A 12,675-nucleotide genomic window follows, 5' to 3' on the forward strand; every position below is an offset into this window, starting at 1 on the left:
AATATTATCAGTATAATATTTGTGGTTTATTCCCTACTCCGGTCTACCTGCTATCTAAGTCCCGTCTTCCGTCCCATGTTCTACTATGCCTAAGCTGGGTCAATCGTCATTCCGCCGGATTCTACTGTCGCAGATTTTACTGCTCAGTCTTCCCGTGCTGCTTGTAGGAGAATATATTACCTATAGAAAAGCACGTTCTGGTTTACTCGAAACGGCTCGGTTAAATTTAACAGAAAGTGCGAGTAAAAAGGCACAAACTATTAATCAATGGATTGATTTTAATAGGTCAAATTTGACGATTGTAACTAACAATATTATTCTACCACCCGCCAAACCTCAACAGTATTCGACTCTACTTTCCGAACTTCAAGGCCAGTTTTCTCCCTCTGTCAGTTGTCTTCAATTGACTAATCTACAAACGGAAAAACTTGTCACCAGCACCTGTGGCAAACAACCTATCTACTCGATTCCTAAAAACTTTTGGCCAGCAAAAAAGAATAAAACCCCTGAAGTTTATATTAATTATTTAGTTCCTAGCGCCGATCAAAAAAGTTTAGAATGGCGAAACCAACTTAAATTGGTATTCAACGCTCCAATTTATGTTAAGGAAAAAAATGAAAATAAATTAAAATATGTGTTAAGTCTGCAATCCACTTTATATTTAGAAGCCAAGGAGCGTCCTAAATCCTTAACCGGATTTACGGTAATTATTGATCAAGGAGGAACCTTTATTAGTCATCCTAACTTGACTAAATTAGGCCGCAATATTCAGGAACAAGCTGATGCCAACCGACTTATGAAATTATTGTCGAATGCGCTAGAGAAAGACAAAAATTCTTTTATTCATTTATTTTCTTTTGACCCTGCCGGGAAAGAACTTTTAGCCGGATATGATGCAATTCCTAGCCCACTGACTTCGGAAAAAAATAATCAATGGGTGGTTTTAGCTGTTGTTGATTTACAGCAAGCTCTATCAGGATTAAAAGATATTAAATCCTTGTTGATTGCGGTGATTTTATCTTTAGTAATTGCTAGTATTATTGCTGCGATTTATGTATCCAGAGATTTAGCAATTCCGTTAGAAAAGTTGAGAGATTATGCAATCAAAGCGAAGAATTTAGACAGTCCGGGTAGTGTTCCTAATAATCTCAAAATTAGAGAATTTAATCAGTTAGCTGAAGCTCTGAATACTATGGTATCAAGTCTTAGAGCTAGAGCGCAAGCCTTAGAATATGCGTCCAAAGAAGCCCAAGTTGCTAATCAATTAAAAAATGAGTTTCTGCGAGTTGTTTCCCATGAATTAAGAACTCCTTTAAATGGTATTATTAATTCAATTAGTCTGATTCAAGATGGTTTATGTGATAGCAAAGCAGAGGAGGAAGAATATCTCAAAATCGCCTCGGATTCCAGCCAACATCTATTAAATTTAGTTGATGATATTTTAGATATTGCTTTAATTGAAGAAGGCAAGTTATCGGTGATGCTTGAACCAACGGATTTAATGCAAATCCTCAAAGATGCGATAAATTTACAAATGTTGGATATTCAGAAAAAAAACTTGACCATCGACTTACCAACCCTCGATAAACCGATTATTGTTCAGGCTGATCCTGATAAGTTAAAGCAAGTTTTTATTAATATTCTCAATAATTCTGTCAAGTTTACCAAGTCGGGAGGAATCACCATTTCAACTCGGATTGAATTTGCTACAAATTCTCTGAAAGAAATGCAGAATAATACCCGCTCAAAATCCAGTTCCGTCCGATATCAAGTTGTGGTCACGATTGCCGATACTGGAATTGGTGTGGCCCTAGGACACCAGCAAAAAATCTTTGAACCCTTTGCCATGGCCGATGGTTCCACCACAAGAGAATTCGGGGGAATTGGATTGGGTTTAGCCATTTCTCGCAGTTTAATGCAAATGATGGGGGGTTGTATTACCCTGGATAGTCCAGGTTTAGATCTCGGAACCAGTGTGATGATTAGCATTCCCCTCTCGGACACAAATGTTAAATCCCCTTCAACTCAACGCTCTGTTTCTTCCCATCCCGTGATCGCTGAATAGGATTTAAAACGGCGATAAATTTATAGGTTGTCCCCCCTGTTTTAAAGATTCACTTAACCCGCACAAAATATTAACTAATTCCGCCCCCACCCAACCCGAAGAAATCGGGGAAGGTTGATGATTTTGGATACAATTCAGAAAATGATCACAAACTTGGGCTAGGGGTTCCCGGGGTTCAATCTCAATCACTTCTTGATTTAATCCGGTGGCTTTCCAAGTATTATCAATAACATTAAAATAACCATTTTGAATTGTTAGAGGAGATTCTGATTGTAGTTCATCAAAAATTAAGGTTCCTTGACTTCCTACCACCGCTAAACGCCGTTGTTTGTCGGGATTTAACCAACATAAATGTAGAAAGGCTTCAAACCCACTGGCATAGGTTAAATTAGCAATGACTAAATCCGATAATCCCGATTTAGGTTGTAACCAAACCGTTCCCGTGGCTTTCACTTGAATCGGTTTTTCCCCTAACCAACTATTAAGAATAACAATATCATGAATCGCTAAATCCCATAAGGCATCCACATCTTGCCGCACGGGTTCTAAATGGGTTCGGGTGGCGTAACCATATCTTAATTCCCCTAATTTTCCCGATTCAATTACGGTTTTTCCCCGTTCTACCGCCGGGTGAAATAAATAGGTATGATCAACAAAAAGTTGTAGCTGTTTTTGTTGTGCAAGTTCGCATAATTCCAAGGATTCAGTCACACTCAGTGTTAACGGTTTTTCGGTAAAAACATGACAACCCTGGGCTAAGGCGGCGGAAATTAAAGGAAAATGTGTGGTTGCAGGAGTGGCGATCGCAACTGCATCTAAATTCGGTAAATTCCAAATTGTTGAACCATCGGTTGCTAAAATAATATCGTCGGCAAGTTGAAACCTTTCTTTCACCGCTTGTAAACGGTCAGAATTGGGATCGGCGATCGCCACAACCCTAGAATTAGGATGTTGATGGAAGTTACGAATTAAATGAACTCCCCAACGACCAGCACCAAAAATAGCAATATTAATCATAGGAATAGGGAACAGGGAACAGGCAACAGGCAACAGGGAATGGGGAATGGGGAATGGGGAATGGGGAATGGGTAATACTTCGACTTCGCTCAGTAACAGGGGAATGGGGAATGGGGATTTATTCTTCCATCGTATTAATAATACCAACAATTATTCTAGTTTCCGATGGTAATTCATTTTTAAAGGATTCTATATCAGATCAATTGCTGATTGTTTATTTGGTGATTTTTCCTGTTTTTATCGCTTAATCTCGGCAGGTTTTTGAGTTTCTACTACAGAAAGAAAAGCCACTTCCGCCGCCGCCTGTTCCGCCGCTTTAATTGAACGTCCCGTACCCTCCCCCAGTTGACGACCTTGTAACCAAACCACCGCAGTAAAACGCCCCTCATCATTATGAATTTGGCGATTTTGTTGGACTTTATATTCAGGTAAAACTTTATAGTGGCTTTGTGTCCATTCCTGTAGGGCAGCTTTATAATTATTTCGGGCTGGATCACGAATAATTTTGGCAGCGCGATCGCGAAAATGGGAATCTAACCAAGGACGAATTAAGTTTAAATTTTGACTACTGAGATATAAACAGGCCAAGACCGCTTCAAAACAGTCCGCTAGACGGGATTCTTCCCCGGCTTTGTCCCGAATCGCACTCCCGGCGGCGAGTAAAAATTTACCAAATCCGTACTGATCCGCAATTTCTGCTAAAGTGCGATCGCTCACTAAAATAGAACGAATCGCCGCAAATTCCCCCACCGGACAGTCAGGATAAACCTCATAAAGTAACTCAGAAGCGGCTAATCTCACCACCGAATCCCCGACAAACTCCAATTGTTCATAATTCGCCTCAGCCGAGAGAGTCGGATGAGTTAGGGCTAAGTCTAATAAATCCCATCGAATCGGCAGATGGTCGGGGAGTCCCAAACGTTGAATCAGCTTTTGTAACTGGCGTTTTCGATTTGGATAACCAATAGTCATAGATTTGGGTTTTCACTCTTAAGATGAGCCTAGGCTCTAATAATTAGGGAGAGAAAGAGTCAGACATAAGCCGGGTTCTGTTATTCTGGCTAGAATTAGCACAGAACGGCGATTATCTATCTGGGATGCCTGTTACCAGACACCTCTAGCGGTACCACTATTCAACGAAACGGGGAAAAGACCAACCCTAGTTCCTCCGACCTTGCTCCCAACCGGGGTTTACCGAGCCAACGCCTCACGACGTTGCTGGTGCGCTCTTACCACACCTTTGCACCCTTACCCGAAGGCGGTATTTTTCTGTGGCACTATCCTCACGATCGCTCGCACTGGGCGTTACCCAGCAAGTTTGGTCTTTCGGGAGCCCGGACTTTCCTCAGACTCATCGAGTCCGTAATCGCCTACGCTCACTCTTTACCCTCCTTTCCCATACTACTGCAAAATCAGTTATAGCAATCCCTAATCCTTAGACCAGATGCGACATGGGGTTTCTGGACTCAGTTAGGGGTAATCTAAAGTTATAATTAATTAGAAAAGTCCTGATTTTATTTATTTCACTGATGACTGAATGCGGATACTTGTTTACTGATCACTGATTATTGTGAGTATTTTTAAAATTAATAAATTGAGTAATAAGTGGCTTGATCTATCGGAGATTTCTGCGGTAATTATCGCCACTATTCTGGTATTATCTGTACTCTTAGGAATTTATTATTTAGGTTGGTTACAACCCTTAGAATTAGTCGCTTATGATCAAATGGTCAGATTGCGTCCCGCTTTAGCAGCAGATCCTCGATTAGTAGTGATCGGAATTACAGAAGAAGATATTCAAAAACTTGAGCGTTGGCCCCTGTCTGATCAAGTGATTGCCCAATTATTAAAAAAACTATCTGAATATCAACCGAGAGTTATTGGTTTAGATCTTTATCGTGATATTAGATATGAACCTGGATATGATGAATTGCATAAAAAACTTCAAACCCATAAAAATATTATAGTCATTAATAATTTAGGATATAGTGAAATCAAAAGAATCCCCGCACCGCCGAATATCCCGGAGGATCGAGTAGGTTTTAATGATTTATTACTTGACCCCGATAATGTGATTCGTCGAAATTTGATGTTTGCTAGTACCCCAGATGGGACTTTTTATTCATTTTCTTTAAGAATGGCATTGCGGTATTTATTAGCTTTAGGAATTGCACCCGCTAATAATCAGGTAGATCCTAATTTTATCACTTGGGGAAAGGCGGAATTTGTGCCCTTATCTCGAAATTCCGGTGGTTATCAAACCATTGATGATCAAGGTTATCAAATTCTATTAAATTATCGCTCTGCTAATCATGTGGCTAGGATGATCGGTTTAACAGAATTTTTGGAGGAAACCATTCCCCAAAGTTGGATTAAAGATAAAATTGTTTTAATTGGGACATTAGCTCCTAGTGGCAAAGATTTATTTCTAACTCCCTATAGTCCGGCGGAAAAAAATGACTTTAAAATGCCAGGGGTTATCGTCCATGCTCAAATGGTCAGTCAAATTTTAGATGGGGTTTTAGGTGAGCGTGATTTATTTGTTTTTTGGGAACAATGGGGAGAATTTTTATGGATTTGTAGTTGGGGTTTAATCGGAGCAACCCTAGCTTGGTCAAGTCGAAATCCTTTGATTATTACCCTGGGAAATCCATGTTTAGTCGGTGTTTTATTTGGATTAAGTTTTTTCCTATTTTTACATAACCGTTGGGTTCCCACCACAACTCCGGGTTTAGCCCTACTATTTACCAGTGGTACTGTTACCGGTTATCGTGCTTTTCAAGCCCAACGTCAGCAACAAATTGTGATGCGATTATTAGGACAAAATACCTCACCAGAAATTGCCAATGCTTTATGGAATAGTCGCGATCGTTTATTAGAAGATGGGAAGTTACCCGGTCAAAAATTAATTGCCACTATTCTATTTAGTGATATTAGAAATTTTAGTACCATTTCTGAAGAAATGCCCCCAGAAATTTTAATGGAATGGTTAAATGAATATTTATCAGTTTTAACCCAATGTGTCCAAACCCACCACGGTATTATTAATAAGTTTACTGGGGACGGAATTATGGCGGCTTTTGGGGTTCCCCTAGCTCGCAGAAACGAGGAATCTATTGCCAACGATGCTTATAATGCGGTTGCCTGTGCTTTAGCTTTTGAAGACCATTTAAAACAGTTAAATCAAGATTGGAAACGTCGAAATTTTCCCGAAATTGCCATGCGAGTTGGGATTTTTACTGGCCCGATTGTCGCCGGAAGTTTGGGGGGAAAAGAACGGTTAGAATATGGTTTATTAGGAGATAGTGTTAATATTGCTTCCCGTTTAGAAAGTTGTGAAAAAGATCGACAATCGGGAATTTGTCGGATTTTAATTGCAGATCAAACTTTACAATATATTGCGGAAAGTTTTGAAGTCGAATCTTGGGGATTAATTCCACTTAAAGGTCGGCAGGAACTGGTGGACATTTATCAGGTTATGGGCTGGAAAACCAAATCTAAAATATCAAAATAAATGGCTCTTAGGTACGGAGTAGACTAGATGGGTTTTTGAGGAAAGGAACAGGAATAGTAGGGCAATCACCAGGGTTTTTTCTGGTGCTGTTCTCTATGGCCTGTTCCGTTGTTATATGATTTTTGGATTAAAGATTTTTGGCTTTACGAGTTTCCAACCACATGGGAACCACTAACCAAACTATCACTAAAATTAGAGCTACAAGGGTAAATTTGGCAACCCAAGCCACTAATTGTTCCAAAGAAATCACATTTCCCACAAAATAAGATAGACTCACCATTACCGATGCCCAAACCGTAGCCCCAGCCGCATTGCATAGGAAGAATTGCCAGTATGGCATTTGAGCAATTCCCGCTAAAGGCCCGGCAAAAATCCGTAATAATGCGATAAAGCGACCGAGGAAAACGGCTTTGGCCGCGTTTTGGCGGAATTGTTCCTTAACCTCATGGAGTTGTTCTTCCCGAATCCGAAAGAACCCGCCTAGACCGACTAATAGCGGCCAACCGCCCCATTTTCCCAGCCAGTAACCAAAGTTATCTCCTAAAATGGCCCCAGCAATGGCAGTGCCAAGGACAAACCAATAATTCAATTCACCACTCCCGGCTAAAAATCCACCCACGAGGGTAATAGTTTCTCCTGGGAGGGGAATGCCAGCGTTTTCTAGGGTAATTCCCACAAATACAGACCAGTAGCCGTATTGATGAGCAATTTCTCGAATTGTTTCTAAGGATACAAACTCAAAAGACATTCAATGCTGCCTTTATATTTTTTTGCAAAGCTTTATACTTCTCAATATATCTTGACGGGTTTTTAGCCGTTGTGTCAATCTCAGACGAGTTTAAGAACACAACAACAAATTTGGCCGAGTCTGTCTAAATCTAACAGTTGAATGTTCCTAAGTTATTAATGATGAGTTTACTCTAATGGAGAACAGCGATGATCCTTAATAGACCTTAATGGGAGTCAATATAAATTCTCCCTCACAATTGTAGCTAAGTTAAGATGGATTAAGATTGATTTGATCCCCATGGGTCAAACTTTCTGTCCACTACATTAGTAAGCGAGGAGCGATCACCATGGAATGGCAACAACTGAATGGGTATGTTTGGCTTCAACCCCAAACTCGTCTTGACTCCCAAGGAGGTTTGATCCTCAAAGAAAAACTGCCTCATATTCCCCTAGAGCCTGACAAAATTTGGGTGATGAATATGGCATCTGTAGACTTTATGGATAGTTCGGGTTTAGGAGCGGTTGTCACCGCCGTGAAATTTTCTCGCAGTAAAGGATGTCGTTTGGTGATGTGTAGACCTTCTGCGACGGCCCGGCTGATTTTTGAAATTACCCAGCTTGATCGAGTATTTGAAATTATAGAAAATATTGAGGAGATTTTCTCAAGCTCGGAAACCTTACTTTCGGCTTAGTTAAGGATTAAATCCTGTTTGGGTGGCTAGTTAATCAATAATTAGCTGTTGATCTGTGATCAAGTTTAGACGAATTGACCGATAGAATGGGAGAGTGCAGAAACCACATATTGATTCCGTCCTTGAGCTTTGGCTTGATAGAGTCCTTGATCTGCGATCTCGATCAAGTGTTTCGCATTCATTTTTTCCGAGGGCATGACTGTACCAATTCCTAAGCTACAAGTCATGTAATGGCTGACAGATGAACCCGAGTGAATAATTTTTAATTTTTCAATCTGGTTTTGAATACTTTGGGCAATTAAAATAGCATCTGCTACGCTTGTTTTTGGTAAAATTATAGCGAATTCTTCCCCACCATAGCGGGCGAGAAGATCCGTAGGATGTTTCATAGCTTGAGAAATAGCCTGGGCTATCTCTCGCAAAGCCTGATCGCCAGCTAAATGACCATAGGTATCGTTATAGAGTTTAAAGAAGTCTAAATCACAAAGAATTACTGATAACGGGGCTTGTTCTTGAGATAATTGCTCCCACTGATTCTTGAGGTATTCATCAAAATAACGACGGTTGGCAATTCCGGTTAAACTATCAGAAGTTGCCAAATCTCTTAATTCATGATTGACAATTTTTAATTGATGATAAAGTTCGGATTGTTGAATGGCGATCGCCAATTGTGCTGCTAAAGAAACTAATAGTTCCTGTTCCCAAACCTGCCATTTTCTGGGATTAGAACATTGATGAGCGACTAGCAACCCCCACATTTTCTGTCCATGCCAAATCGGAGTCACTAGATAGGCTCGAATTTGAAGTTTAATTAATAGTTCTTGATGACAACGACTTATATCACCTGTATAAATATCAGCAACGGATTTAACTTTATCGGTCTTTTCCAGACTTAAAGTTTCCTGGATGCAACCATCTTTATATCGATTACCTAACAGAGAAAAACATTCCTGAGCGTGGGATTCTGTTAAGACTTCTCCCTCTTGGTCACTCTCAAAGCGGAAAATAATCACCCGTTCATTTTTTAGGGCTTGACGGACTTCGGTAACGGTCGTATTCAGAATTTGACTTAATTCTAGGGATTCATGGATGCGTTGGGTCAGTCGGGTATTGAGTCGTTCCCGTTCGGCTTGCTGTTTAAGTTGTTGTTCAATTTCTAAACGCTCGCTAATATCCCGAGCTAAAGTATGAATTAATTGTTGTCCCCCCACCTGAATTAAACCCAGGCGAACTTCTACCGGAAAAGTTGTTTGATCTTGGCGACGGTAAATTCGTTGTATGGCTATGGGTTGACCCGGAACTAAACTTTGGAATAGGATCATAGGAATGGGCTCGGTTTCTATCTGTTGAATCGATAACCTTAAAAGTTCCTTTCTGGTATAGCCCAAACTCTGACAAGCAAATTCATTCACATCCAAAATCTGGCCATTAAAATCATGCAACAGAAATCCGTCCGCCGCCTGTTCCACTAACGCTCGAAAACGACTTTCACTTTGCATCAGGGCGATTTCCGTTTCCTGTAACCGTTGGGAGGCTAGACGCAAATCCAACTGTTCTATCACCAATTCCCCTAGAGATTGCAGAGTTTGCACTTCTAACTCACTTAATTCATGGGGGTGATGATCCATTACACAAAGGGTTCCCAACCTTTGTCCATCGGACGTACACAGAGGAGCAGCCGCATAAAACCGTAAGCCAAACTCTCCCTTGACTAAGGGATGATCACACCATTGGGGATCAATTAGGGTGTCATTGATGCAGTAAACGCCCTGATTATACATGGCAAAACCGCAGAAGCTGCCTTCGCGATCAACTGTAGGACAATCAAGTCCCTGGCGGGATTTAAACCAAATTCGATCTTGATCCACTAAACTGACTAAGGAAATCGGAACCCCTAGCAACCGAGAGGCTAATAGCGTAATTCGGTCAAATGCAGCTTCAGAAGCCGTATCTAGGACGTTGTAACGATAAAGTGTTTGTAATCGTTGATTTTCCTGAAAACTCGGAGATGGAGACATACCTAGAGGTAACTTAGAAAACTACTGATTATGTTGAGTTCAGATTAGCAGAAAATTAGAAAAGTTGGTGGTGAGTTAGGATTTAATTGATACAAGTAGGTTAAGAGCCTGATCATCTAGGAATTCGATGGGGAATAAATTTTAAAGATACCCATGACCCATTTTTGTGTTAAATGTTTGCAAAATAATATAATACTATGGAAAAAGAGAAAACTTACTGCTCAGGTTTTTGCTTCCATTGTAACACCTTCTCTGGAATGTGGGGAGATTACTAATGCAGCGTCATTTTATAAGTTTAATTAGGCTAATTTTAACAACATTTTTTATAGTTTTAATCAGTCAAATCCCAACTATTGCAACCGATGATAAAATTCCATTTCAACCTCACCCCTTACCAGAAAGTTTAGAAAGTTGGCAAGATACAAATAGTCAAGGTGATTATTTTGATAAAATTGAAGCCCCTAATTTTGGTCATTTAGTATTTTCAAACTTTCCGATTAAAGTTTATATTGAAAATTCCCTTTCTGATCAAAACTGGAAAGAAAGTGTTTCATCTGCTATTTTACAATGGGATAATTATTTGCCGTTAAATCTGGTTGAAGAACCGGAAAATGCCGATATTGAAATTATCAGAAAAAATCCTCCCCTAGACCCACAGAAAAAACGCGCCAGTTCCGCAGAAACCCGTTATAAAGTTTCAGTTAAATATACTCCTCAAGGTTTTCCCTATTTATCCCATCGCTTTACGATTTGGTTGAGTCCCACCCAAACCGGAAAATATATTCAAGCCGCCGTCCTTCATGAATTTGGTCATGCTTTAGGAATTTGGGGTCATAGTCCTGAACCCACAGATGTCATGTATTTTTCCCAAGTTCGAGAACCCCCGCCTATTTCTGCTAGAGATATTAATACTTTAAAACGGATTTATCAGCAACCTACTCGTTTAGGATGGCCTGTATTATAGTTACGAATTACGAATTACGAATTATGAATTATGAATTATGAATTATGAATTACGAATTACGAATTACGAACCAGTAATGGGTAATGGGAGGGGAAGAATTCTCGGTCAGATTTGCTGGATTAGTTTTGATCAAATACCACCAAAAGCGCGACTAATTTGACACTCCCTGTGCCTAAAGGCGTGGGGATTCTTTGTTCATAGAGCCAACTTGCTCGAACAGGATTTCTCCAGCCTGAGCAGAGGTCAATTCTCCCAAAGCGTTGCTTGCGTACTTCGCAAAAGTTCCCGTATGCCCTACGGTACTCAATCCTCGACTAAGGATATTTCTAGCTGCATTTTCATCTCTATCCATGACACAACCGCACCTACAAATATGGGTTCTAGTGGATAGCGTTTTCTTAACAATTTCACCACAACTAGAGCATTCTTGGCTGGTATATTACCGTGCTAATTTCACAGCATGGTCTTTACGTTGCCTACTTATTTTGAGGTGGCGTTTCCCTAAAATCTGTCTAGCTTTGCCTCGATTTTTTGAACCTTTGACTTTTCTGGCAATCCGACGTTGTGAACGTTTAAGAACCTTTTGACCTTGACGAAGAAATTTAGGATTCTCAACCATTACACCATTAGAGTCGGTGTAGTATTCCTTCAAACCCACGTCTAGTCCGATAGTATTGCCAGAAGGCTTTGTATTTTCTTTCCGGTCAACATCGACACAGAATTGAACATACACGCCGTCTGCACGTTTTACTAATCTCACCCGTTCTATTTGGCTAATTTGGTAAAAGTGTAAGTCGCGCGTGCCTTTTAACTTGAGTTCACCAATATTTTTTTTATCGGTAAACTTTATTGATTTTCGATCATCTGCAAGTTTCCAACCCGTTGATTTATAATCAACAGAACGGCAGTTTTTCTGGAATTTTGGATATCCTTTTTTACCAGGAATTGACTTTTTGCAGTTCTCGTAAAAACGGGAAATAGCAGACCAGGCTCTTTCGGCACAAGATTGTCTGGCTTGAGAATTGAGTTCATTAGCAAACGGAAAATTCTTAGCAAGCACGGCGCAATATTTGTTTAGATCATACTTATCTATTTTTTGATTATCTATCCAATAGCGTAAACAGCTATTGCGGACAAATTGTGCTGTACGAATTGCTTCCTTTACTGCTTCAATCTGACTGGCTTTTCCGTAAGTTTTGAACTCAAATACTAACATTGCCTTACCTCTTGCCTGATTTCTTATGCTATATCTTTGGGCACAAGATTGGTTGATATTGCAACAAAGGTTTACAATAAAAAGCCGTCGTAGAACGACGGGGTTTTAAACCCATTTTTCCGATAAGGCAAAAATTCAGTTCCAATGATTAAGGTCTGGCACAGAATAACCAGACCCTAATCGTTACAAAACAAACTAAGCTGACTCAAGCAAATCTCAGATAAGTTAACGAAAAAAGCAAAACATTAAACTAAGGCGGACAAGGAATTGCAACCTTTCCAATCAGAAGTATTGCACTAGCAAAGTCGATACAGACCTTTGTTCTGATATTGACCCCAAAGCTAATTCAGTCGTCATCGTTTTTAAGCTCCAGGCGAGTCCTTGACCCTCTACAATATCAACAGTTCGGTAGTTCACAGTGCTACTGATGGCGTTGCAATGGGATTAAAGCGGAGTGGAC

The 12,675-nt window shown here is 40.1% G+C and carries 8 protein-coding genes, 1 other RNA gene and 1 pseudogene; 4 read left to right on the forward strand and 6 right to left on the reverse strand.

Annotation, left to right across the window (positions count from 1 at the left end):
• Positions 1-85 precede the first annotated feature (85 nt).
• Entirely contained in the window at positions 86-2,065 is a 1,980-nt protein-coding gene (locus tag PL9631_RS13665; RefSeq protein WP_083621123.1) for a sensor histidine kinase, read from the forward strand.
• A 3-nt stretch (positions 2,066-2,068) separates the two neighbouring features.
• Here PL9631_RS13665 and PL9631_RS13670 read toward each other — a convergent pair whose 3' ends face one another.
• The 3 genes from PL9631_RS13670 to rnpB all read right to left on the reverse strand — a co-directional run bounded on the left by PL9631_RS13670 (position 2,069) and on the right by rnpB (position 4,465).
• Entirely contained in the window at positions 2,069-3,082 is a 1,014-nt protein-coding gene (locus tag PL9631_RS13670) for a Gfo/Idh/MocA family protein (protein WP_083621125.1), read from the reverse strand.
• Positions 3,083-3,319: 237 nt separating this feature from the next.
• The gene (rnc, locus tag PL9631_RS13675) at positions 3,320-4,054 is read right to left on the reverse strand and encodes a ribonuclease III (RefSeq protein ID WP_083621126.1); all 735 of its coding nucleotides are present in this window, start codon (positions 4,052-4,054) and stop codon (positions 3,320-3,322) included.
• 51 nt (positions 4,055-4,105) lie between these two features.
• Positions 4,106-4,465, reverse strand: an RNA gene (gene rnpB, locus PL9631_RS13680) — RNase P RNA component class A.
• 187 nt (positions 4,466-4,652) lie between these two features.
• On the opposite strand from rnpB, the gene PL9631_RS13685 reads away from it, so the two are divergent.
• Complete coding sequence (locus tag PL9631_RS13685; RefSeq protein ID WP_231516725.1) at positions 4,653-6,596, forward strand: CHASE2 domain-containing protein; 1,944 nt, start codon at positions 4,653-4,655, stop codon at positions 6,594-6,596.
• Between the two features lie 127 nt (positions 6,597-6,723).
• Here PL9631_RS13685 and PL9631_RS13690 read toward each other — a convergent pair whose 3' ends face one another.
• Positions 6,724-7,344 carry a DedA family protein gene (locus tag PL9631_RS13690; RefSeq protein ID WP_083621130.1) on the reverse strand — a complete coding sequence of 207 codons (621 nt, stop codon included), beginning with the start codon at positions 7,342-7,344 and terminating at the stop codon, positions 6,724-6,726.
• Between the two features lie 328 nt (positions 7,345-7,672).
• Between PL9631_RS13690 and PL9631_RS13695 the strand changes: the two genes are divergently transcribed.
• Positions 7,673-8,017, forward strand: coding sequence for an STAS domain-containing protein (locus tag PL9631_RS13695; RefSeq protein WP_083621132.1), 345 nt, complete (start codon positions 7,673-7,675; stop codon positions 8,015-8,017).
• A gap of 65 nt (positions 8,018-8,082) precedes the next feature.
• On the opposite strand, the gene PL9631_RS13700 is transcribed toward PL9631_RS13695, so the two are convergent.
• A complete protein-coding gene (locus tag PL9631_RS13700; protein ID WP_083621133.1) occupies positions 8,083-10,035 on the reverse strand; it encodes a diguanylate cyclase domain-containing protein in 1,953 nt (650 codons plus the stop codon).
• A gap of 274 nt (positions 10,036-10,309) precedes the next feature.
• Here PL9631_RS13700 and PL9631_RS13705 point away from each other — a divergent pair, with 274 nt between their 5' ends.
• The gene (locus PL9631_RS13705) at positions 10,310-10,999 is read left to right on the forward strand and encodes a matrixin family metalloprotease (RefSeq protein ID WP_083621135.1); all 690 of its coding nucleotides are present in this window, start codon (positions 10,310-10,312) and stop codon (positions 10,997-10,999) included.
• Between the two features lie 172 nt (positions 11,000-11,171).
• Here PL9631_RS13705 and PL9631_RS13710 read toward each other — a convergent pair.
• Positions 11,172-12,215: pseudogene (locus tag PL9631_RS13710) on the reverse strand (RNA-guided endonuclease InsQ/TnpB family protein).
• Positions 12,216-12,675 lie beyond the last annotated feature (460 nt).

This window comes from Planktothrix paucivesiculata PCC 9631, from assembly GCF_900009265.2.
GTDB lineage: Bacteria > Cyanobacteriota > Cyanobacteriia > Cyanobacteriales > Microcoleaceae > Planktothrix > Planktothrix paucivesiculata.